This window comes from Xenorhabdus sp. SGI 60 (assembly GCF_056632175.1).
Map to the genome: position 1 here is coordinate 1667979 of NZ_CP196860.1, position 23243 is coordinate 1691221.

At 43.1% G+C, this 23243-nt stretch carries 27 protein-coding genes, 1 tRNA gene and 1 pseudogene; 5 read left to right on the plus strand and 24 right to left on the minus strand.

Features of this window, described 5'->3' with window-relative positions:
- Window positions 1-165: 165 nt before the first annotated feature.
- From ACSJJG_RS08000 to fliF, 6 genes are all read right to left on the minus strand, one after another.
- Entirely contained in the window at window positions 166-732 is a 567-nt protein-coding gene (locus tag ACSJJG_RS08000) for a hypothetical protein (RefSeq protein ID WP_481089055.1), read from the minus strand.
- Entirely contained in the window at window positions 729-1175 is a 447-nt protein-coding gene (gene fliJ, locus ACSJJG_RS08005; RefSeq protein WP_481089056.1) for a flagellar export protein FliJ, read from the minus strand. The genes ACSJJG_RS08000 and fliJ overlap by 4 nt, the downstream gene beginning before the upstream one ends.
- Window positions 1176-1310: 135 nt before the next feature.
- Complete coding sequence (gene fliI, locus ACSJJG_RS08010; protein ID WP_481089057.1) at window positions 1311-2675, minus strand: flagellar protein export ATPase FliI; 1365 nt, start codon at window positions 2673-2675, stop codon at window positions 1311-1313.
- A complete protein-coding gene (fliH, locus tag ACSJJG_RS08015) occupies window positions 2675-3382 on the minus strand; it encodes a flagellar assembly protein FliH (RefSeq protein ID WP_481089058.1) in 708 nt (235 codons plus the stop codon). Before fliH ends, fliI begins: the two co-directional genes overlap by 1 nt.
- Window positions 3375-4367 carry a flagellar motor switch protein FliG gene (gene fliG, locus ACSJJG_RS08020; RefSeq protein WP_481089059.1) on the minus strand — a complete coding sequence of 331 codons (993 nt, stop codon included), beginning with the start codon at window positions 4365-4367 and terminating at the stop codon, window positions 3375-3377. The genes fliH and fliG overlap by 8 nt, the downstream gene beginning before the upstream one ends.
- On the minus strand, window positions 4364-6076 hold the full coding sequence (fliF, locus tag ACSJJG_RS08025) for a flagellar basal-body MS-ring/collar protein FliF (protein ID WP_481089060.1): 1713 nt from the start codon (window positions 6074-6076) through the stop codon (window positions 4364-4366). Before fliF ends, fliG begins: the two co-directional genes overlap by 4 nt.
- A 283-nt stretch (window positions 6077-6359) precedes the next feature.
- Between fliF and fliE the strand changes: the two genes are divergently transcribed.
- From fliE to ACSJJG_RS08045, 4 genes are all read left to right on the plus strand, one after another.
- Entirely contained in the window at window positions 6360-6671 is a 312-nt protein-coding gene (fliE, locus tag ACSJJG_RS08030) for a flagellar hook-basal body complex protein FliE (protein WP_481089061.1), read from the plus strand.
- Window positions 6672-7136: 465 nt separating this feature from the next.
- Window positions 7137-7553: a hypothetical protein gene (locus ACSJJG_RS08035; RefSeq protein ID WP_189759184.1), complete on the plus strand. Its 417-nt coding sequence runs from the start codon at window positions 7137-7139 to the stop codon at window positions 7551-7553.
- Between the two features lie 165 nt (window positions 7554-7718).
- The gene (locus ACSJJG_RS08040) at window positions 7719-8069 is read left to right on the plus strand and encodes a hypothetical protein (RefSeq protein WP_189759183.1); all 351 of its coding nucleotides are present in this window, start codon (window positions 7719-7721) and stop codon (window positions 8067-8069) included.
- Between the two features lie 110 nt (window positions 8070-8179).
- Complete coding sequence (locus ACSJJG_RS08045) at window positions 8180-9373, plus strand: IS4 family transposase (protein ID WP_189761394.1); 1194 nt, start codon at window positions 8180-8182, stop codon at window positions 9371-9373.
- 191 nt (window positions 9374-9564) lie between these two features.
- On the opposite strand, the gene ACSJJG_RS08050 is transcribed toward ACSJJG_RS08045, so the two are convergent.
- From ACSJJG_RS08050 to cycA, 3 genes and pseudogenes are all read right to left on the minus strand, one after another.
- A complete protein-coding gene (locus ACSJJG_RS08050; RefSeq protein WP_481089062.1) occupies window positions 9565-10068 on the minus strand; it encodes a GNAT family N-acetyltransferase in 504 nt (167 codons plus the stop codon).
- A gap of 388 nt (window positions 10069-10456) precedes the next feature.
- A pseudogene (locus tag ACSJJG_RS08055) lies at window positions 10457-11282 on the minus strand (IS630 family transposase).
- Between the two features lie 355 nt (window positions 11283-11637).
- A complete protein-coding gene (cycA, locus tag ACSJJG_RS08060; RefSeq protein ID WP_481089063.1) occupies window positions 11638-13059 on the minus strand; it encodes a D-serine/D-alanine/glycine transporter in 1422 nt (473 codons plus the stop codon).
- A gap of 233 nt (window positions 13060-13292) precedes the next feature.
- Here cycA and ACSJJG_RS08065 point away from each other — a divergent pair.
- Window positions 13293-13368, plus strand: a tRNA-Lys gene (locus tag ACSJJG_RS08065).
- A gap of 22 nt (window positions 13369-13390) precedes the next feature.
- Here the strand turns inward: ACSJJG_RS08065 and ACSJJG_RS08070 are convergent.
- The 15 genes from ACSJJG_RS08070 to ACSJJG_RS08140 all read right to left on the minus strand — a co-directional run bounded on the left by ACSJJG_RS08070 (window position 13391) and on the right by ACSJJG_RS08140 (window position 22943).
- Window positions 13391-14467 (minus strand): tyrosine-type recombinase/integrase, encoded by a 1077-nt coding sequence (locus tag ACSJJG_RS08070; protein WP_189761094.1) that lies wholly within the window; start codon window positions 14465-14467, stop codon window positions 13391-13393.
- Entirely contained in the window at window positions 14368-14703 is a 336-nt protein-coding gene (locus ACSJJG_RS08075) for a helix-turn-helix domain-containing protein (RefSeq protein ID WP_189761093.1), read from the minus strand. The genes ACSJJG_RS08070 and ACSJJG_RS08075 overlap by 100 nt, the downstream gene beginning before the upstream one ends.
- 197 nt (window positions 14704-14900) lie before the next feature.
- Window positions 14901-15566, minus strand: coding sequence for an MT-A70 family methyltransferase (locus ACSJJG_RS08080; protein WP_481089064.1), 666 nt, complete (start codon window positions 15564-15566; stop codon window positions 14901-14903).
- A gap of 174 nt (window positions 15567-15740) precedes the next feature.
- Window positions 15741-16151, minus strand: coding sequence for a hypothetical protein (locus tag ACSJJG_RS08085; RefSeq protein ID WP_189761090.1), 411 nt, complete (start codon window positions 16149-16151; stop codon window positions 15741-15743).
- On the minus strand, window positions 16148-16639 hold the full coding sequence (locus ACSJJG_RS08090) for an ASCH domain-containing protein (RefSeq protein WP_189761089.1): 492 nt from the start codon (window positions 16637-16639) through the stop codon (window positions 16148-16150). Before ACSJJG_RS08090 ends, ACSJJG_RS08085 begins: the two co-directional genes overlap by 4 nt.
- The gene (locus ACSJJG_RS08095; RefSeq protein ID WP_189761088.1) at window positions 16636-17067 is read right to left on the minus strand and encodes a zinc-finger-containing protein; all 432 of its coding nucleotides are present in this window, start codon (window positions 17065-17067) and stop codon (window positions 16636-16638) included. The genes ACSJJG_RS08090 and ACSJJG_RS08095 overlap by 4 nt, the downstream gene beginning before the upstream one ends.
- Window positions 17068-17312: 245 nt before the next feature.
- Entirely contained in the window at window positions 17313-18206 is an 894-nt protein-coding gene (locus ACSJJG_RS08100) for a RecT family recombinase (protein ID WP_189761087.1), read from the minus strand.
- Between the two features lies 1 nt (window position 18207).
- Window positions 18208-19020, minus strand: coding sequence for a PD-(D/E)XK nuclease-like domain-containing protein (locus ACSJJG_RS08105; protein ID WP_189761086.1), 813 nt, complete (start codon window positions 19018-19020; stop codon window positions 18208-18210).
- Window positions 18998-19312: a hypothetical protein gene (locus tag ACSJJG_RS08110; RefSeq protein ID WP_189761454.1), complete on the minus strand. Its 315-nt coding sequence runs from the start codon at window positions 19310-19312 to the stop codon at window positions 18998-19000. The genes ACSJJG_RS08105 and ACSJJG_RS08110 overlap by 23 nt, the downstream gene beginning before the upstream one ends.
- A complete protein-coding gene (locus ACSJJG_RS08115; RefSeq protein ID WP_193836471.1) occupies window positions 19309-19698 on the minus strand; it encodes a hypothetical protein in 390 nt (129 codons plus the stop codon). Before ACSJJG_RS08115 ends, ACSJJG_RS08110 begins: the two co-directional genes overlap by 4 nt.
- Before the next feature lie 71 nt (window positions 19699-19769).
- Complete coding sequence (locus tag ACSJJG_RS08120) at window positions 19770-19943, minus strand: hypothetical protein (protein ID WP_193836470.1); 174 nt, start codon at window positions 19941-19943, stop codon at window positions 19770-19772.
- A gap of 540 nt (window positions 19944-20483) precedes the next feature.
- Window positions 20484-20675: a DUF551 domain-containing protein gene (locus ACSJJG_RS08125; protein WP_223281926.1), complete on the minus strand. Its 192-nt coding sequence runs from the start codon at window positions 20673-20675 to the stop codon at window positions 20484-20486.
- 40 nt (window positions 20676-20715) lie between these two features.
- Window positions 20716-20943, minus strand: a complete 228-nt coding sequence (locus tag ACSJJG_RS08130; RefSeq protein WP_189761423.1) for a hypothetical protein — start codon at window positions 20941-20943, stop codon at window positions 20716-20718.
- A gap of 73 nt (window positions 20944-21016) precedes the next feature.
- Window positions 21017-22606, minus strand: coding sequence for a DUF262 domain-containing protein (locus tag ACSJJG_RS08135; protein WP_223281901.1), 1590 nt, complete (start codon window positions 22604-22606; stop codon window positions 21017-21019).
- An 82-nt stretch (window positions 22607-22688) separates the two neighbouring features.
- A complete protein-coding gene (locus ACSJJG_RS08140; RefSeq protein ID WP_189761184.1) occupies window positions 22689-22943 on the minus strand; it encodes a hypothetical protein in 255 nt (84 codons plus the stop codon).
- Between the last annotated feature and the right edge of the window lie 300 nt (window positions 22944-23243).

The window sequence follows — 23243 nt, forward strand, 5'->3', positions numbered from 1 at the left end:
AGTTATTAGCAGCCTGACTGATTTGTCCGGTCAGCGGCGCCAATTCAGATTGAAGATTGACCGAGTCTTCTGTCTTATTATTCAGGGGGATATCCTGTTTAGCAGAAAGCTGAATGCCTTTATCTTGTTCACTGACTTTAGATTGTTCAGCAAGGTTGGTGTCAGTTAGCCGGCTATTTCGGTATTTCTGTCCAAAAGTGTGTTAACCGTGCTGCCTTCGCTATCTAGCCATTCATTTTTCAGTAAGACATCTTCTGGTGAAAAATTCTCCAGTAATGTATTTTCTAACGATCCATTGCCCATCAAACCCTGTGAGTTTTCAGCAAGAAGCGCGGAATTTGTATGAGAGTTAAGCAGCCCAGCAAGCTGGATGGGTATCGCCGCACTTAATGCTTCGGCTGATAAGAGATCTTCATCTTTTAATACAGCAAATTTGGCACTGTTTTTTTGCGGTGCTGTTTCTACCGGTGATTTATCCTTGACCACACTGTTATCTGACACTACTGCCAATTGCGGGCAGTTGTTTTCTGCTGTTTTATCAGAAGTGGATTTTTCCTCTTTCAGACTATTTTTATCCGCCTGAGTAATGGGCTTGTGCATAGCGGCTGTTTCTGCATTGAGAAGTTGCCCAAATTGAGAAGAATGTATCACGGCATTATTCAGAGTCGGTTGACTTTTATCCGTACCTTTGTCTGTGAATTTTAAATCAGTAGGCAAAAGAGTGAGGTTCATTGTTTCATTCTCCGTTGTGCACCGCGTTGTGCGTACTCATCCATTTGTTTTTGCTCCATGCGATTTTGGTGTAACTTCAAATTATGCTCTGCCCGCTGTTGCAGTGTGTCGAAAGCATTCAGGCGTTGCTGTTTTTCCTGCCATTGTGACATGGCTTGCTCAAGACGTTTTTTCCATTGATTGAGTTGTGATCTGTGCTGTTCAATTGCCATTTCCAGTGTTTTCATAAACTGCTGGTAATTTTGCCAAGTCGAGCAGGACATACCATTGCTAAGTGTGTCATTCAAACGGGTACGATACTCATCCTGATAATTCATTAACGCCGTGAGTTGTTGCTCCATTTGTTGGTGACTTTGCCGAATCTGTGCAAGTTGCGATGCCGCTTTTTCTGCCGCATCCTGGGCAAGTTCACGCAAAGTTATGAGAGGGGAGTGTTGTTGCATGTATTTCCTCGTTTTAATCACCAAACAGACGCGTTACTGAATGACATCAATAGTAAAGTTATATCGGCATCGTATCGATAAACGTTATACCTCTTGGCAAAAGTATTTTTCTGTTAATTTCCCCTGAGCAAAATATTATGTTGGCAATAATTGTTGAAGCTGAGTACAGGCCTCATCGTATTCGCTATGCTCGTCAATGTCTTGTTGCAGGAATTGGGACATATGAGGATAAAGCTCAATCGCTCTGTCAAGCCGGGGATCACTGCCCGTAGCATATGCGCCGACGTTAATCAAATCTCGGTTACGTTGATAGCTGGAAAGTAACTGTTTGAAATGTTGCACCCGCCGATAATGGGTATTGTCGATCAGCGCGGTCATGGCACGACTGATAGAAGCCTCAATATCAATAGCAGGATAATGCCCCGATTCCGCCAGTGAACGTGATAGCACGATATGACCATCCAGAATGGCTCGCGCAGCATCGGCAATCGGATCTTGCTGGTCATCACCTTCTGTCAACACGGTGTAGAATGCAGTAATGGAGCCACCATCACTGACACCATTTCCGGCTCTTTCCACCAGTGCCGGTAACTTGGCAAATACCGAAGGGGGATAACCTTTAGTTGCCGGTGGTTCGCCGATAGCCAGTGCAATTTCACGCTGTGCCATGCTGTAACGGGTCAGGGAATCCATGATCAACAAGACATGTTTGCCTCTGTCGCGGAAATCTTCGGCGATGCGCGTTGCATAAGCGGCGCCTTGCATCCTCAGCAAAGGTGAAACGTCGGCGGGAGCGGCAACGACGACTGAGCGTGATAATCCCTCCGTACCCAAAATATTTTCGATAAAGTCTTTAACTTCACGGCCACGCTCACCAATTAATCCCACAACGATCACATCGGCTTGGGTATAACGCGCCATCATGCCAAGCAGCACACTTTTACCGACGCCGGAGCCGGCAAATAATCCCATACGTTGCCCACGTCCCACTGTCAGCAGGGCATTGATGGCACGGACGCCAACGTCCAATACATTGCTGATAGGGGTTCTTTGCAGGGGATTAAATGGCGTCGTTGTCAAGGGGGCACGATAACCTGTATCAGGGGCAGGTAAACCATCAAGTGGGCGGCCTGCACCATCCAGAACCCTGCCGAGTAATTCCGCTCCCAGAGGCAAGCGGCGTCCGGCGCCCGCCTCTTCGCCATAAGAACGGGCATAGACGCGAGCGCCCGGCACAATGCCTTCCAATTCTTCCAGTGGCATCAGCAACAGTTTTTCGCCATTGAAGCCGACGACTTCACTTTCAACCTCTTCAATGGCGTTACCATTTTGGCGCTCGATCAGGCAGGTAGCGCCGAGAGGCATATGTAAGCCAATGGCTTCCAGTACCAAGCCTGTGGCGCGGGTCAGGCGTCCATAGCGACGCACTTTTGGTGTTTTTTCCAGTCGTTTTTCCAATGAATCTAACGTTGCCAGCCAGCGACCCAATCTTGCCGTCATCACAATTCTCCCGGTGCTGCCAGACGACACATTTCATGCCAGCGGGTAGCTAAACTGGCGTCCATATCCCCTTCATCGGCGCTGACTTTACAGCCGCCCGGATGCAGTTTGTTATCCGCAACTAAACGCCAGCCGTGTAGCGCCAAAACTTCCCCCAGTTGCTGTTCAACCAACGGAATATTTTGTGGATGGATACGCAATTGGGGTTTGCCGCTGAACATAGGTTCTTGCTGGATAAATTCGCGGATTTGGTTCAGCAGGGCGGTGCCATCACAAACCGCAGGTTGCCCCAGAATATGATGAGCCGCAGTCAATGCAAGTTGCATCAGGCGGGAAGCAATCACGGTATCCAACCCATCCAGTGAATGGCTAAAGTCCGTTAGCAAGGCTTTCCACTGATCAGTAATAACTTGCTGTTGTTGTTTGGCTTCCTGCAAACCTTGTTCCAGTCCGGCTTGGCGGCCTTCCTGAACCCCTTGTTCATAGCCTTGTATCTGGCCTTCTGCAAAACCCTGCGCATGACCAGCATGACGTGCCTGCTCTTTTAGTTCGTCCAGTATTTTTGCTTGTTCCAGCAGTCGATCTTGTTCGCTTGGCTGCTGTTTCTCATCTATTATGGGTTCCAGTTTTGCCCGCAGAGTTTCCCACTGAGTCAATTCACCTGGCTGCCACGGCCGCCAGTTGCCATTATTCGACTTATCAGACATAGGTATCGTCACCACCGTTTAGGATCATTTCGCCACTTTCTGCCAGACGACGAACAACAAGCAGGATGGTTTTCTGTTCGGCTTCCACTTGAGACATCCGCACAGGGCCACGGTTTGCCAAATCATCGCGCATGATTTCAGCAGCACGTTGCGACATATTATTGAGGAAGTGATCGCGCAATGCCTGATCGCAACCTTTCAATGCCACCAGCAAGGAATCGGTTGTAATCTCCTGCAACAGACGTTGGATACTGCGATCGTCCACGTTAATAAGGTTTTCGAACAGGAACATCTCATCAATGATCTTCTGTGCCAGTTCGTTATCATAGGAACGAACTGCGTCAATGACACCTTCTTCCTGCTGGCTTTTCATCAAGTTGATGATTTCTGCCGCTGTACGAATACCCCCCATCTTGCTGCGTTTCAGGTTCTGACCATCCAGCAGGTTATTCAGGACTTCCGTCAATTCCGCTAACGCGGAGGGTTGGACACCACCAAAAGTAGCGATACGCAACATGACATCGTTACGCAGGCGGTCATCAAACAGGGCGAGGATATCAGCTGCCTGACCACGGCTCAGGTGAACCAAAATGGTGGCAATGATCTGCGGATGTTCATCACGGATCATGTCGGCCGCCATCTGTGGCTCCATAAAGTTAAGCGTTTCGATACCCGTCGTGGTATCACGGGACTCAAGGATATCCTCAAGCAGGCTGGAAGCCCGCTCTTCACCCAATGCCTTAATCAGTACGTTGCGCAGATAGTCGTTGGCGTTGATGCTGAGGGCTGTAAATTGTCCCGCATCTTCTTCAAACTCTGCCAGCACTTCAACCAGTTGTTGATTGGAGACTTGTTTCATCCCCGCCATCGCAACACTCAGTTGTTGTACTTCGCGGGAATTCAGGTGCTTGAACACCTCGGCCGCCTGATCTTCTCCCAAGGTCATTAACATGACGGCACTTCTTTCTGTTCCTGTCAGGCTCATTGTTCGTTACTCATCCATTGACGGATCACCAGCGCGACGACGCGAGGATCTTTTTCTGCAAGTTCACGCAGACGCTGGCTTTGAAGCTCAACATTGACACGCTGGCGAGCCATACTACGGCGCATTTTTTCGTCCAATTCAGGATTGGTTTCTGTATGCTGTTTCAGTTGTTTCTTTTGCGCTTCCTGTGCCGCTTTTTCCGCAGCACGTTTTTTAGCGATTTGTGGCACGATCATCTTACGCCACAGTAGCCATGCAACCAGTACTAACAGTAACCAACGACCTGCTTCTAACAGTTTTTCCAGCAGGGCAGGGTGCTGCCAGAATGGCAAAGGTTCTATCACGTCGGTGGTGTCATTGAACGGTGTGTTAACCACATTCAGGCTATCGCCACGGTCAGCAGAGAAGCCCATGGCTTCACGAGTCAATGATTCGATTTGTGATAGCTGTTCTGGTGTCAGCGCTTGTGTTTCAGGGCCATTTTCTCCCTTCACGGTGGCATAGTTGACCACAACTGCAACCGAAAGGCGTTCCACTGCGCCAGCCTGCAATTGAGTATGACGAATGGTGCGATCTACTTCATAGTTAGTGGTTTCGTCATAACGGTTATTGCGGTTGTTGCTTAACATACGCTCGTAACTATTATTTTTGTTAGCGTTACTGCGCGGTTGGTCAGTTTTTTCGTCACCGTTGCTTTTGGCATTTGCGTTCGGTTTTTCGATTGGTGCACTTGGTGCAGCACTTGGCTGATTTGACAACGCGCCCGGTACGCCACCGACCAATGGCCCGCCGCTTTGCTCGTTGGTGCTGCTCTGCTTAGAACGGATAGCAGCCTGATTCGGTGGCTGATTAGGTTTATATTCTTCTGCTGTTTCTTCGCGACGGGAGAAATCAATTTGTGCAGTGACCTGAGCATGAACGTTACCACGACCAACCACAGGGGCCAGAATGGTTTCAATTCGATGTTGGAAACGGTTTTCCACTTCTTGTGTATATTTCAACTGAGTGGTATTCAAATCGCGGCTAGTTGCATCACTTTGTGTCAGCAAACGCCCAGATTGATCCACAATCGTGACATTGCTTGCCGGTAAGCCGGCAACACTACTGGAAACCATATGCACGATGGCATTGATTTGCCCTTCATCCAGCACCCGGCCTTGTAGCAATCCCACAGTTACTGAGGCTGATGGCGATTTTTGTTCACGAACGAACAAAGAAGGTTTAGGCAAAGCCAGATGGACACGGGCGCTCTGGACGGGGCCGAGCGATTCCACGGTACGCGCTAATTCACCTTCCAGCGCGCGTTGGTAATTTACCTGCTCACTGAACTGGCTGATACCGAATTTTTCTTTATCCAAGAGTTCGAAACCCGCGGCTCCCCCTTTGGGCAACCCTTGCTGTGCCAGTTTCAGACGCGTTTCATGCACCTTATCGGTAGGTATCATGAGTGCAGCACCGTTCTCGGTAAAACGGTAAGGGATATTCATTTGGGTTAATTGCGTAACAATCTCTCCACCATCCTTATCGCTCAGATTGCTGTAAAGCACCCGATAGTCGGGGCTGCGCAACCAGAGAAACAGGGCGACGACGATAGCGATGGCAGCAGAGCCAGCAACTAATAACGGAACTTTTGGATCAGCTTTTATCCTGCTGATAATAGCGTTGAAGCCTTTATTTTGGTTTTCAACGTCGGTTGTTGCTGCACTCATAGACGATCCTTGCCTTGCTGGTCAACATGAATACTAAAAGCGTGGCGTAACAAAACAGACTCCCCATACGCAAGCGAAAAGATTCTTCCTATTATTAATCCCATCATTATTCGCTGTTCACACCTCTTTTAATGGCACAATAAGCTTCGAATTTTTACTTCAATTACCCGCTTTAGTTTAGAAAGGCTATGTTACGGTGGCAGTAGTGGAAAACTGCCAACCAGCCTACGGCTAATAGGGCCCTTATCACATAATCAATAGGGTGATTTAACGCGAGGTTTTTATGTCAATTCCGGCAATTGAAGGTGTACTGCAACAGATGCAGGTTCAGGCGTTACAAGCAGCAAACATTGCCAAACCCATGCCAATACAAGGCAGTTTTGCCAGCCAACTGACGGCGGCAGTGGAAAAAATAAACCAAAACCGCCTGAGTGCGACGAAGCAGGCACAAGATTTCACCCTGGGCGTACCCGGTGTGGAGCTAAATGATGTTATGGTGAATATGCAAAAATCGAGCATTTCTCTGCAAATGGGTATCCAGGTAAGGAATAAGCTGGTGAGTGCCTATCACGAGATTATGAATATGCAGGTTTAGATTTTAAATATTTACCTCATCATGCCCCATTTGAGTTGCAATAAATGAAGGATTGGCGCCAGCGGAAAACATCCAACCGGCGTATTTATTGCGTGTTTGGTTGGATTTTCTGTGTCTGACGCCTGACCTTTTGATTAGGAACTTCCAGATTTGCCCGAAACCTCCAGGGGAATAGAATTGCGTTTTTAATCCGTTGCTGGCGGTTACTGATGGTTGAAAAACGAATGTACAGGAATCTACACGTTTTCTGCCATATTCTCTGGTGGAAACCTCAACATCGACAGATTGAGTCATTTTTGTGAAAAAAGCTTGAGATCTAAGATCTCTCGATAACCGGGTCTAACATATGTATAGTTCTATTTGTGCCAGAGAATCTATCCTCAATGTAATAATATAACCCTGTAATGGGCTATTGTTTTTTTGGAATCAAGAAATATTATTCATTGCCAGAATGAAAGGGATAAAATGAAAAAGCTACTTATGGCATTAATGCTTATTTTAACAGGATGTGATACTGATTATAGCAAATATGACGGAGTATATACCTGTAAAATAGGTCGACTAATGAATTATGTAGCAACAGACAGAGGAAGTGAATATGTTTTTCCGTTGGGGATAGTAAACACCAGAATGACGTTTAGCAATGGGGTTATGATCATTCATGGAATGAAATCAGGTGATTATGTTGGACATGAAATGACTATGACCGTACCGTCAGTAACACCGGATGGCAGGAAGCTAATGTCAGAACCGATGTTTAAATATGATGATGGTGAATTCAATGAAACCTTTTTCCCTAAATACGCTATAGCTACACTTTCGGTTGGTAGCCCACGTGATGGCATAATGCAGCAGCTAACTAACTGCAAAAAAGAACAATAATAATTTGCTTGAAAGCCAAGAGAAGCCCCTTACGGGGCTTTTTTGTTGGTCAGGAACTGATTCTAGCGATTCACTATAATTAAGTAAAATCAGTGGTATAGTGAAATATGCACCTAACGAAGATGAATTGAGAATTTACAGAAAATACGGTCTAGGAACAGAGAAATGAGCAAACATACTGATAAGCGAACAAACCTGATAGCTTCCACTGATGAAGCATGGGATAACGGTGAGCTTGGTCGCAGTGAAGCTCACGTCAAAGTGTCTAATGATATAACAGATGAACTGATTAATGAGGCATTGGATTTGCAACCAATTTCAATCAGGTTGAATAAATCTCTGATTGAAGATCTGAAAATGATAGCTGACCTTAATGGCTTGGGCTATCAGCCATTAATCAGGCAAGTTTTAAATCGTTTTGCAAATAGTGAGAAAAAACGGATTCTGACAGAAGCTCACAAAAAGGCGATGAAAAGTGAAAATCAGCAAATAAGCGCCACAAGGCAGCTTGACTAAAGCAATAACTAACTCTAACCCGCTTCGGCGCTGAGGAATCCCCAGAAAATAGACAAGCATAGCGTTGTGTGATCTACTGATTGTTCCACCAAGTCAATAGGGTCACTGCTATGCCTGCACGTCAAGTATGCCATAACTTCTTCAAAGATGCCTTAGCGCCGTTTCATCAATATCGTCAGAACGCATTAATCGATGCCACTACCGCTTTAATTAATGGGGCTTCTCTGACGTTAACCAGTATAGGACGTTTTTTGCCCGGAAAGGCTCACGTCAAACATAAAATTAAACGCGTTGACCGATTACTCGGTAATGAAGCACTCCATAGAGATATTCCTGATATTTTTCGTCACATTATCGCCATGCTGACTGAACCGCTATCACTGTGTGTGATTGCTGTTGATTGGAGTGGATATCCATCACAAGAACATCATGTACTGCGCGCGAGTTTGATTTGTGATGGACGCTCAATCCCTTTGTTAAGTCAAATAGTTCCGTCATGCGAGCAACAAAATTCAAAGATACAGAAGGTGTTTCTTGACAGTTTAGCGCAAGCCGTTAACCCTAAAGCCAGAGTCCTTATTATCACCGATGCCGGTTTTCAAAATGCCTGGTTTAAGCATATAAAAACACTCGGTTGGGATTTTGTCGGACGCATTCGGGGAAATACGCAATTAAGGCTTGAGAAATACGGTGAGCTTTGGTTTAAACGACAAGCGTTAAAAGCCACGGAAACCCCCCAATTTTTGGGCATGGGGACATTATCAAAAGCAAAATATGCACGTTGTGATGGTTTCTTCTATCTCCATAAGAGACCCAATAAAGGTAGAAAATTTAAAAAGTCACGCTACCGAATGGAACGAATGTCGCAGGTGAAAGATGGACGTTCGTCAGCCAAAGAACCCTGGCTAATTTTTACCAGCATGGATGATTTTAAACCTCGGCAGGTCATGAAATTATACAGCCGAAGAATGCAAATAGAGCAAAATTTTAGAGATGAAAAGAGCGAGCGTTTTGGATTTGGACTCAGGGCGAGTTATAGCCAAGGCGCTGGTCGTTTATCCGTATTGAGCCTGCTTGCTACACTCAGCTCAATTGTCCTTTGGCTGATTGGATTTTATGCTGAAAACCAAGGGTTACACCTCCATTATCAGGCAAATAGTCTCAAATCAAGAAGGGTCATCTCTTACCTGACATTAGCGGAGAATGTATTACGCCATTCCCCGCTAATATTATTTGAAATAGTTCTTAATCAACTCCTCAAATACCTCGCCAAAATCTACCAAAATATGGTTTTGATTTATTAGCACCGTTTTGTGGGGATCCCTCAGCGCGAAGCGGGGAGAGATCACGTTTCATAGAGTGTTGTAAATTGCAACTTGAAGTTTAATGTATATAAAACGGAGAAATACTTCTCCATTTTCATATTTCAAGTTTTTTGCAAAATTCCTTTTTCCAAAGGTTAATTTATTATTTACTCCTATAAACTCTAAAAACATCATGTAAATCGACTATTGATTAAAGCCATCCCCATCACATCACAATATTGACCATTCCTAAACGACTGCATACGCCGTATACCTTCAGCTTCAAAACCAAATTTTTTATACAGAGCAATCGCTTTTTCATTATCAGCAAAAACTTCCAGTTCAATTCTGATGCAGCCTAACCAATTGAATGCATAGTCAATGGTAAAAGCCATCAACTTTGAACCAACACCCTTACCAAAATAAGCCGCATCAACACCAATACCAATCCCCACGGCATGTCTACGTCTCGGATTAGCATAGGTAAATAACGCTATTGTACCCACGACCTTGCCATCTACTTCGGCCACAAAATCAATGTGCCCTTGTGTTTTATTTAATTTTAAACGTTCACGCCACATTTCATGCGAAGGACATGGGCGTTGTAACGTATTGAAGTAAACATCAGGGTGGCTAAAAATTCGTTGATAATACTCAGCATCCTCTGGCTCAGTTGCCCTTATTATAATTTCCATACACACCTCTTTTTAACTTGCCCTCTTTATAACTACCTGATAAAAAAACAAATGTAAATAGCGTATTAGATATTTATTAAAAGTAATAATTCAGCCTTTTGCTGATTTTATTTTATATCCAATTTTTTGGAGTTCATATGGTTCAGGAAAATGTAACTACTTTTGAATTACTCAAAAATCTTGAAATGAGTCTTCACGGTAAAAAAGAAACAATCCCGATTGGTTATATATAGTATTACACGCTGATTTTCTAGAAATTAGTAAATCAGGTTATGTTTATACTAAAAAAGATGTGTTTGATGCATTATATAACTTTTCATAATTATGAGAGATTCATATTTCCTATTCCTTTCCATGTATTTTTGTGAAGTAGTGTTTCAAGAAAATTTTACTCTTTGATCAGTTGCCACATATATTGGCAACAATGATTGCGTGTCACCGTTTCATGTAATGATTGCCATAGCCGCTCTCTATCTATTCAGCCAAGGAGAATACGACCCAGAAATAATTGAGAGTTTTTTATGCCATAACTGGTGTAAAAAATTTCTCTGGTTTGAGATCAATACAACCGGCAAGATAATGTTTTTGATTTTTTCCCGGTGTGACAATTCGTTTTTGTTGACCTTTAATATATGAATCTGAACCGATTTTTCAGGATTAAAGTTAATATTGACTTCATCTTCATAAAATCCGGGTTTTCTTTTGATGCCTGTGATAATACTTGATTAATTTGAGCCATTTTTTCTTCATATTCAGGATCAGGTTTATGCACAGTGGGCGCGGCGCCAAAACAATATTGTTTTTACGGAGGAATCGGTAAAGTGTACTGATTGAAAGTTTCACATTCATTATTTTATTGATTTGTTTAATAAAAGTTTGAGACTCCAACGAGAACGGACATAATCGAGCTGTTGTGGCGAAATTTCCAGTAAATGAAGAATAAAAGGTAAAAGTGGGGCCAGATCCCATTGGCGATGGCGGCCCGCTGGCTTACTTTTCAATCCTATCCAACCATATGTTCTAAAACGCTTAATCCAACGCCATACAGAAGATTGAGCGATACAAAATTCTTTAGCTACGACAGAAACTGATTCACCTCGGTAAAGTGCAAGCACGGCCATAACCCGGATAGCATAGGCTTTATCTTGCGTTTTTTGGGCAATTTTTTTCATCAAACGGCGTTCAATACGGAAAGTTGGTGGTAAGATAAGCATGACTCAGTCCTCTCTTTTGCTTTTTTGTTTGTGGAAAATCAAAATTCGCAAAAATTGGACTGAGTTTCTTCGACACTCCTACCATTTTGAAAAGTTATTTAACTACAGAAATAAAAACCATTTTTCAACTTTTCTCAAAAAATTTTTCTATTAACTGTCTTGATGAAAATATTGTATTACTAACTTATCAGTCTTATGAAATGGATCAAACTGGCAACCCATTCAATCAAACACTTCGTTCATCAATTTGGCAATTATCTTCAACTGATAAATGGCAGCTTAGATTCCATCAAGGTACGATCATGCCTGTTTAAGAGAAAAAATGGCCCAATATTTGGGCCATCAAAATTAATCATCAGGATTCTTTTACTTCATGAACAAGGCGGGTTTTACGCTTTTTCACAATCTGAAACCCGATCATTAGAATAATAAACCAAATTGGTGTAGCCACTAACGCTTGGCGAGTATCTGGCTGCAAGGAAAGCAATACCAAAACAAAAGCAAAGAAAACCAAGCATACCCAAGACATTACAATACCAAATGGCATTTTATACACCGAAGCCTGATGTAGTTCTGGGCGATGCTTTCTATAAACCAGATAGGAACATAAGATCATGCTCCAAATAAACATAAATAGGATCGCAGAAACGGTTGTTACTAGAGTAAAAACCCGCATCACATCGGGGATAAAATAGATCAAAATGACCCCAAAAGAGAGGCACAGACAAGTAAAAACCAACCCTGATGCCGGAACCGAACGGCGGGAAAGATGGCTAAACTGCTTTGGTGCATCGCCTTCTTTTGCCAGCCCGAACAACATCCTGCTAGTAGAGAAAACCCCACTATTTGCCGAAGATGCCGCAGAAGTCAAAACCACAAAGTTAACAACGCTGGCAGCAGCAGGCAATCCGATCAAGAGAAACAATTCCACGAAAGGACTTTTATCCGCACTGACGGCTCGCCACGGTGTGACTGACATAATGACAATCAGAGCCAATACATAAAATGTGATAATGCGAATAGGAATAGCATTAATCGCTTTTGGTAAAGATTTCATCGGATTTTTAGTTTCCGCTGCGGCAGTTCCCACCAACTCAATACCAACAAAAGCAAATATCGCTATCTGGAACCCAGCAAAAAATCCGCTTAACCCCATAGGGAACATACCACCATCATTCCAGATATTAGAAAGTGCTGCAACATGCCCTGCTGGTGATTTAAAATTGATGCCAATCAGAATGCCTCCTGTCACAATCAAGGCAATAATGGCAATAATTTTGATCATGGCAAACCAAAACTCCAGTTCACCAAACAGCTTAACTGTCGCTAGATTCAGAGTTAACAATACCAGAACACACAAAAGCGAAGTTCCCCATTCTGGAAAACCAGGTAGCCAATATCCAACATAAGCAGTGATGGCAACAATATCTGCTACACCAGTAATTACCCAGCAGAACCAATAAGTCCAGCCGACAAAAAAACCGGCCCACGGCCCTAGTAAATCCGCGGAGAAATCGCTAAACGACTTATAGTGCAAATTAGAAAGCAATAACTCTCCCATTGCCCGCATAACAAAAAACAGCATAAAACCGATGATCATATAAACAAAAATGATCGATGGTCCCGCAAGAGAGACAGTTTTGCCTGATCCCATAAACAGGCCAGTACCGATGGCACCACCAATTGCGATTAGCTGTATATGTCGGTTGGTGAGACTTCGCTGCAAGTGCGAACTTCCAGTTTCAGTAGTGTGAGTGGGTTGTATTTTTTCTTCCATAGTTATATCCAATTTATTCTCACAGCATGGCCTTAATACCCTCAAGCTGTGTTTAATAGAACATTTTGACATAGACAACCGCGCCATTAACAGAAGGATTTCACATGAAAAACAGAGTGATTGTAATTCGACCAATTCGTTAAGAGTTTACTGTGCGTATTTTATTCAATTAGTAAAAAATGGATAATAGGCCATTGACGCCCAGTTAACATTGGAGAATAATTAATCGTATTGGGTCGTTAGCTCAGTCGGTAGAGCCGTTGACTCTTAATCAATTGGTTACAGGTTCGAACCCTGTACGACCCACCAGATTTAACAATAGGTTATAGAGTTAATTATTTCCAGCAGCTTTCTTGAGTGTCATATTCGTGTCATGCACGCATAAAATACTGTCAATATTTTTCGCGTGCTCTTGCAAATGCACTGGGGATAAATGAGCATATCGTTTAACCATTTCTATGCTCTCCCATCCCCCCATTTCTTGCAATGCTGATAGTGGGACACCAGATTGAATCAGCCAACTAGCCCACGTGTGGCGCAGGTCATGGAATCGAAATCCTTCTATTCCCGCCCGTTTCATGGCAGACTTGAATGATTTATTGGCATCAACCCTCATTGGCACCATATCAGTAACCCCCTTTAACTTTCGCTCTCTGACAAAAACATACTTTGTATGCCTGCCTATCTGTTCCCGAATAACCTGACAGGCAATGTCATTGAGCGAAACTCCAATAGCTCGATAGTTTTTAGATTGGTCTGGGTTTACCCAGGCCACTCTTCTTACTAAATCAACCTGTGACCATTCCAACTCTAAAATATTGGACCTTCTAAGTCCTGTAGCTAGAGCGAAAATAATCACTGGTTTTAGATAATCAACAGCATTATCTATCAGAGCTTGCGCTTGTTCACGAGTTAGCCATTTTATCCTTGGTTGTCTCGGTGGCAGTGCTTTTATGTACGGGGCGGCCTTTAACCATCCCCATTCATTTGCTGCTATCCGCAACAGAGATCTGATAAATGCCAAATGAGCATATTTAGATGACTGAGATGGATATCCTTTTGATGCGTTTCGGTTCCTCATCCGCGAAACTATATCCTGACACTCATTATTGGTAATGGTACTCAGAACTCTTCCTTTAAAGTGCTGCAACCAAAACCTAATCTTCCCTTTATCTTTGTCTATTGTGCGCTTATGCTGTTTTTCCTTTAACCAGCGCAGGCAAGCCTCATCAAAGTAATACTCAGGATCTTCACCTAGCCTCTCAACTTTCCATGAGTCCGATTTCAACTTATCATGCAGTTCTTGAGCTAATTTCTTATCTGAGGTGCCAAGGCTTTGTCTAATTCGCTTTCCGCTCGGCGTAACGAAGTCACAGTGCCATACTCCGTATCGTAATTTGATCGACATGTAAAACTCCTTTTTGATTTACCATGACAATCAGCATTCACGCTGACATTTTTATGTAGGTTGTGGATATATGCAACACATGATGATCGCAAAATCTCATATGGCCCCTCACCTTCCCTCCCTCTACGTCTCGCAGGTAATTCACCATCTTTTATTAATTTCCTGACGCGCCTAACTGAGCATTTCAGGAAATTAGCAGCCTGTTCGGTTAGAAATAATTCATCGTGAACATCCATCCTTCATCTCCTTCTGAATCATCCGCACATAGTGCACCAGCACTGATTTAGCGCTGAATTTCATGTGGTTGAGTGGTTTAAATTTGGGGGTGTATTTATCGAGGATTGCGGTAACTGCGGTGTCATCGTATTTGGGTAGGCGCCTCAGTTCCTCCAGGCATTCCCTTGCTACCTTCCTCCTTGCGTTCTCGAATTCGCTAGTCATCGGTGATGAATTTAGCCTCACTAATAAATTCGACATTATTTATCGGCGACTCATTCCCCCATGTATCCCAGCCGTCCATTGACTCGCGGGCGAATAACTCAATGCGTGGTACATCGCCGTATAATCGCTCCAACCTGTAATGAACCTCTCGCGGTTTCTGTGAATGTTCACCCAGACACGAATAAATCACCTGTTTCACACTGGCGCTTTGCCGGGGTAGTCCATTGCCCCGAACAGCGATCAACATGTCTTCTGAGTTACTGCGGGTATAATTGCCTCCGTTCATTCGTGTTTCAGTATTCAGTAGTTCCATAAAATCCCAGCTATCGAACAGCTTTTCTTCCTGAATGGCTTTATCTATGCGTTCCATCGCTAACTTGTTGAGTTTTACCCATGTGAACAGCTTCATAGTCTTGACGGTGAATCCCCATGCTGCGGCTAATTCCATCGCCTCAGCCGCAAAATTCCCCGTGTACCACATACAGAGTACGGAGTTTTCAGCGGCTATTTGCTCTATGGGAATTCGAGCGAGGGAATAAAAATCGGTGGTGGTGTAGTGATTATTGGCGGCTCCGTTGCTGGCTGCGTTATTATATTGCCAGGGGGGATCAGCTAATATCAGGTCGTATTTTCGTTCCATTGCGCCTATCCCGCTCATAATCCTCCCCACACTCCCGACTACAGAATGCACCATGTATTGCTGGTTCTGCCTCACACCATCGACACATTCCGTTGATACTGGTTAATGCTGGTGGTTGGTTCTGTAGAGCATGAGATATATTCAGCTCATTTAAATCATTCGCTGCGTCGATAATATCCATGTTATTTCTCGTTATTTGTTTGGATGGGGATAGAGACAAACTGCAAACATTGTTTTGTCCTTATCAAAATCATCTATGCTTTTACATATTTTTCCATCCACTAAATTGTAATATGCCAAAGGTTTCATATTTTCATATTCAGCGAGTTTCTTTGCCAACTCAATCACATCATTGTTCATTTCCGGCCCCTTAATTTTAAATCCCTGCCTTTCCAGCATTTCCCAAATATCATTAATCGTTTCATTGTGAGCAATCATTTCCAGACTTGCTTTCCACCCAGCTTGAAACACCTCCCAGTAATTTTGGGCTGACATATTGAAATATGTTCCGTCTCCATCTTTCTCTAACGCATTTTCAAAATAACGGAACTTAGTTAATAGCAGTTTTTCAAACGCTGCTCTGCATAAATCTGAATTAGTCATTCAATCCTCCGAAACTCAATAACCCAAACCCACGGGTTAGCGGCCCAGCTTTCTTTGTCGTAGATTGACCACCATGTTTGCGCAAACCATGAGCGAGAAAAATCAGGAAATCCGAACTGCTGTGATACTGCATCTATTGAGGTGTGACTGGGTGGACCACCTTCTGCAATGGCGTCTTTCCGGCTTATGTCCTGCAACCGCTCAACCCGAACATCCGTTATTTCCAGCCTGCCCTTGATATTGCCGTCTTTGTCGGTGAAATTAGTGATGTCACCAAACTCACCATACGGGCAACCAACATCTATAAATCCAGCTTGCCATGCTCCATTAACTACTTCTGCAAGAGTAAATCCTTCTGCTATCGCGCCCATTTGACTTAGTTTTTGTTCATCCAATTGAGGCTGTGGTTTAATCGGCCTCCGCGTCTGCGTCTTAGTTCCTGCCAAAATAGCGTCTATCATCTCACCGTTAAATTTGAGCTGCTTCATTTAAACCTCCTACATATATTCGCTGCCCGTTCGCACATATCAGTGTCGAACCAGCCGAAATGGCATTGGCTGGGACTAATTTCTAGCTGTTTTGCTAACCAATGATAGGCCTCCGTGCGCGTCAATCTCCCTGATCTCCATATCTGTTCGAAATATTGTTTGCAGCTATTCCGTGCCGCGCGAGTTTCTTTATTTGCTAATGTCCCTAGTGGAATATCCGTAAATGGGTGCATCCCCACATAGGCTCGGCATGTAGTGCATATATACAACCATGGCCAATTTCCATAACTCCGGCCATATACATCTTCATGACTGACTATTGCCACATTCCCATTGCAGTAACGACATTCGGTAGGTGCAGGTAGCGGATCTTTGACTTTCCTGATTGCTTTTATGCTTGGATTCCATGGCGTTTTTTCCACAATCATCCTCCCGCCGCATAGCAGCGTAGTGATAGGGTTGGGGTTACAGGGTCCTATCTGGATTGCCGAGCACGGTGACTCGGTGTTGAAAATCGGTGGTAGGTGGTGCTGGTTGTGCTGGTTTTTTCTTGACTTTACTCACATACTTACCTTGATTCTCATTGGCGCATATTCGTCTACACACAACGCATCTGCGATTTTTTGTGTAGCGCAGCGTGTGTCCATTCGGACAGGGTTTACCGTAGAAATATTTACTCGGTTCCGCGGTCATGAGTTTCATTCTCCATGCCGTTTAGTTCATCTTTTCTAATTTGATAAACATCAGTAGCTTTATCTAGCGCATCCTGCTCGCGTGCTAGCTTCTTGGCGCTGTAGGTATAGAACTTATTTAATTCTTCAATGCTTTTCGCGTTATTTGCAGCCTCAGTGAAATCACACAGCAACTCATCAGGCGTGCGTTTGTCACCTTTTGGCTCATCCTTTACTGGCTTGTTGTTGATTAATTGATTGAGAGATTGCTTTGTTGTGACTGGGGTTACATCGCGCATAGCACGAGGCTCTGACTCAAACTCATCAGGCGTATAAACACCTAGGATCACTTCAGGGCAATAAAGGCGCGCCCAGTATTTCACGGCTAGATAAGCAATTTGCTGTTTAGGTGCCGTTTTCCACAGCGGGGAGTTTCGTGTCGTAATATCGATAAGATAAACAGGCTCTCCCCATGTAATTTCAGACTCACCATTAAGGATTGCACCCACTTCAACGAACAACCCGCTTTCGTCTGATTTATTCTTGGTTCCTGTGATTTTCTCCCAATCCCCGCCATACCGATAATGAAAGCGTCCGCGAACAGCCTTTGAGCTTGTAACCACTGCGTTTACTAACTGCGCCTCGTAACCCAATACCCCATTAACGAGATGTGTTTTTTGTGCTACTGCATATGGATTCATTCGCCATTGCGCGGCTTGTAACGCTACTGCCAGACAATCGGCTGGCTTGCCTGCTAGATGTTTCGGAACGGTTGCAATCCCTTGAGACATAACCTCAGCGAATGCCTGTAGCTTTTGCAGCCCCGTAGGGCTAAAAATTGCCGCCGATGTATCGGCTTCATGTTCATTTTCGAACGTAGTAATTGCTTGTGACATATTAGTTTCTCCGTTTGGCCCAATCAGGGCGCGAAATAGGTTCTATACCGCCCCAATCATCGTTGATGCGGCACTCATGGAAGGTGTGTAAATTCTGTTTAAATAGCTCGAACCCAACATCAACATCGTCTGAATCCAGTTCAAAAACGTGCACTGGATAACGGGCACAATCAATCCTTTCACTAACTGCAATAAATAGGAAAAGCGGCGATTCTCCGAAGTGACGCAAATAACCTTCCTGATACATTGCGTTTTGTACGTGATACCTTAGCTCTTCGATATGACGCGGAAATCTTTCCATGTCCGCGACTTTTTTAACATCGACAATGACAGGCTGATTTAATAAAAATTTATCTGGCCTTATCCGGCATAACTCATCCGTGTCTGGGTCTGACCAATAAATGGATGCTTCGCTATATCCGTCAGCTTCTAAAAAGTATCTGGCTGCATGATGGGCCATGACACTATCTCTCATTAATTTCAGCTTCCTATGCTGCTCGTAATCCATGACGGTTTTTCCTGTATCCTCACAATCCTTTAAGAAGTCCTTTTCAGTCTGCTTTCCCTTGTCAGTCCTTCTGTTGAATTCCGGCGCCTCAATGAACCGATTGATAAACTCATCAGGCTCTAATAGCAGGCAGTGCAATGCTGTTCCCATATCCAGCGCTTTTAACTTTTCCGTGTCGATTGGGGCATTTTTCTTCCATCTATAAAATGCAGGACTCTTTGCAATATCATCCAACTGCGACTTACTCACCCCTTCACCGTGGTGATAATCCTCGTTGGAAATGTCATAATAGATACCGGGTTTCATGTAGTTCTTCCTCCACTGCTCGACACACATCAAATAGCCATTCGTTGTATTTTTCGATTAATTCATCCTGTCTGTCGCCGGTGGTGGCTAACAGAGTGTTAATGAGCTCTGACCATGTGTTATCCGGCAATTGTCCCAGTCGGTCATTAGCTCGGTTATCCAGATCCGCAGCAAGGGCGTTCTGATATTCTTCATCCTCTTCCAGCCGTTCCTGACGATTTAACGCCGCCCGAATATCGTCATTTCTATTGCGAACATCGTCCCAATAGGCTTGGTTATCGTCGTAACTCATGCAGCCTCCTTATGCATATGCTGGGCGATAGCCATAAGCTCCCGATAGCTGAAACCCGCCTTTTGCATCTCTTCCGCGAGACGCTCTGTATCACAATGCACTCTGGCGTATTCCAGCATTTCGCTAACATCGAGGTCGGAACGCAGGGCGAACTCTTTGAATGGAATATTGAATTGCATATCACCCAGATCGTGATAATTGATATAGATTCGTCCGTTAAATACCCGTTCCTCTGGTTGGACATAACTGTAATTTATTGATGGCAACATATTACCCTCCGCTAAACCGGAATAAATACGAATAATGAGATAATGAGTAGTGTGAGACGGCGCTTCCATGCGCGCCGGTTCCTGACTGCCTGTGGTTTTGCGGGTACGACTGCGCACCCGTCCAACATGTTGTTACGCATGTAACAGCCCCTCGTTAGTGAAAACGATTTGTGATTTTTGGGGTTAGATTATTTAGCGGTTAGAACAATCAGCGCTTGGGCGTGGAGCGTGGCGGATTCGCGGATTGCTCCGCTTTTGGTGAAAACAGCTTCTTCAGCACTCCATCCTTTGCGCAATCTTTTCCCGATAGTTTGAGGGCGAACATTACACTCTGGCATTCTAGCCCATTGTGATAATGTCATAGATACTCCATTTATAGTAATGAATACATTTGTTCTTGTGTTATTGCTTTGTATTAATTTTTTCGCCCACCTGCAGTTGTCAGGGCTATAATTCCCATTATTATCAATCCTATCTAAGCTATGGCTTTTGCTTGGCCTTCTTCCCATGTCTTGAATAAAATTTTTGAATTCAGACCACCTTTCACAAACCCTTATTCCCCTACCTCCATAAGATGGATATGCTTTGTTTCTTTTATTTTCACATCGCTGTCTCATTGCTGACCAAATAGAATATTCATTCGACTTCGCCATTTTATGTTTAGTAGGTCTATTATCATTCCATTTGCACCCGCAAGATGTGGAATTACCACTTTTTAAACTAGTCCCTCTAATTTGAACTTTATTTCCACAATCACAAATGCAATTCCAAAATCTACCGGGCTTTTCTGGAACAGGACTAATCACCAAAAGTCGATCGAATCTTAAATTTGTTAATTCCAATGGTTTCATATTGTCACGATTACCCCATAATTAAATCGGCGTGAATGTGTTTAGGCATTGCTATTTGTCTCTTGGTGGTTCTGGTAATGGCATCCAGTGAGTTACAACTATATTGTCTGGCGAACTGGTGCCGACCGTCACATAATTGCGTCTAAATGTTGACCCCGTCCAAACCATTTCCCCAATGAGCGGTGAAGTTATTTCAGAATCGGAATCAACGTGAATAATTACTGTTTGTCCCGTTTTTGGCATATTTCAGGGCTGCATTTAATCCGCTCCATGAATCCTCCTGTTATTCATCGTCATCACAATAGCAATTGAGAATTCGCTGGTTTAATTGAGCTATTTCCGACGCGGTTTCGGCTTTTTCTTGCAGACTGTTTTGAACGTGCTCATGAAACGACTTAGTAAACAGCGCAAAATATATGGAAGGTGAGCCTTGCAAATCACTTTTGGTGCTGAGTTTCACTTCGTCGCTGCCATTTGATATCAATTTTATTGTTAGTGTAAATTCGGCCATTATTATTTTCCTATATTCAGGTAATAAAAAGCCCCGCATTGGCGAGGCTGGTGTTTAATTTTCAATGTTTCAACTAATTCTTAACTGACATATTGCAATACGGGTGAGTAATTTGCGTATTATCTACAGAGCCCACACCTCCATCTTCAACTCTAGCTTTATGATCGTAGGATATAGACTTGGAACTATCTATATATCCGTTACAGATGGGACAAATTAACGCCGAAGATAGTGCTGTTCTTATGAATACAGTATTTTTGCTATCTTCACTGATTTTCTTTCCTTTTGTAATATTGCTTCCTTTTAATACATCACCTTCAAAATGAGAGAGTGAAATAATTTCTTCCCCATTAAGCTGTGAGTTTTCTGATTTTTTAATTTTTTCAAGCAGAAGATCTATCATTGATTCTAGAAATTCAGAGTAATAAACGACCCTTTTGTTATGGCTGGCTCTATTTACTAATGATGATATCAATTGCTTATTTTCAATAAGTGTTTTTTCTAGATTAGAGCGTATGGTAATAAATTCTTTAAAAAATCGCTTGTTATTAAATTTTAATTGCTTTGCTATTACTAATAATGTTCCTAGAAACATTGGGTTAATATGTCTACCCGATGAACTATAGAAATATACAGCTGGATGTAACCCAAGGCTACCCCTGTCATTACCTGTAATCCAATTTACTAATTTTAATGTCTTATCTAACGCTAAAGCAGTTTCTTCTCCATTTTGATCATCTGTTTGAGTTATTAATTCGTTTTGATATTTTTTATTCTGAACAATAGCGATTGATATAAGTTCAATTAAAATATCCAATGCTACTCTTACTTCTCTTGAGCCACCAAGAGGAAGATCTATTGTCTTTATTTTTGAATTTATATCTGGTGAAAATAAGGCTGAATTTAATTTAAGTGATTTCTCTTCGATTTTCTTTACTTTATCATCAGAGAATGAAGACCAATATTTATGACCTTTGCCAGCCCTAATTATTGCTCGCGCTGCTATAGATATTGGCTTTTTTCTATTTCTGAGAAGAAGTTCTTCCACATTATCTAAAGGAGTTCCTTTTTTGTTTATATTGAAAAAGGAAGTTTCAGCTTTCTCCGCATCACCTTTAACCCATTGTATTTGTAGTGCCCTTACATAAATATTAGTTAGAAGCCTAGTTTCATCAGGAGACATACTATTTGGATTTTGTATTTTTTTCTCTATTTCATCCCACTTACCTACAGATTCGTTAACAAGTTTCCTGGTTTTATCAGCGATGCTTTTTTGTTCTTCGGATATATTTCCACCAAAAAAAGATCGAGAAATAACTCCATCACCATAATCATCTTCTTTCCAAGCTCTTAATACGCTGAGCCTATGACCACCATCTATAACAAAAATATAGGAACTTTTCCAAAGAATGACTGATGGAATCAAATCTCCAGAGACAAAGCTTTGTAATAAAGAAACAACCTGTTCAGGTGTCCAGTGATTGGTTTCTCGTTGAAAGTCCGGCTTTCTTAACAATCCAGTTAGCATACCCATATCTCTCATTGCTATATTCTGAATCGATTCAAACCCCATTTCGCTATCGGCTTTTACGAGAAAGTCTTCTCTCGCAATCATTGCATCTAAATTAACTAAATTAGCTTTTCTTGCCATTTTTTTACTCATTTATCACCTTTGATTGTATTGTGATGATTCATCATTAATAAAAATTTAGCAATGACCTAGATCTCGTCGCGTGATTTACAACTCACACCCTCGCTGTCACATTCCCCGACGCCAGTCTACGGCGGGAGTTGGGTTTGGTTGAAACTTGCTCTTTTGACGGAGCGCCATTTATCGCCGGAATGAAACTGCTGAACACGTTGATAGTGTCGCGTTCCTGTTTGGTCATACGCTGTTTGGGTTCGCGGTTAGACCAGAAATTTTCGCGCTTTTTTTCACGCTGCTTTCTCTCCAGCTCACCGAAAAAATTATCGAAAATTGATTCAAGATTATCTTTCATGAAACTTCTCCGTTAATTGGCTTTGATGCTATGGCGATCCACACCTCAAAACCAACTAGTTTTGAACCACACTCTCGCAGTGGTCGCGCTCATGCCCTTGAGTCCGTCGTCAGGGGTATCTCCGCGAATCCCTCACCTCTAACCGATAGCTGATTGGCGTTCAGCTTGGAGCATCGGAGCTACTTGTAATCTATGAACCTTGACCCGTCGCTACACAGGCTAACCATTCGGTTACTCAGGGATGCGTCACTACCGCATCATTAAGCATTACTCTTGCGGTCTATCCGCTTTGCTAAACCA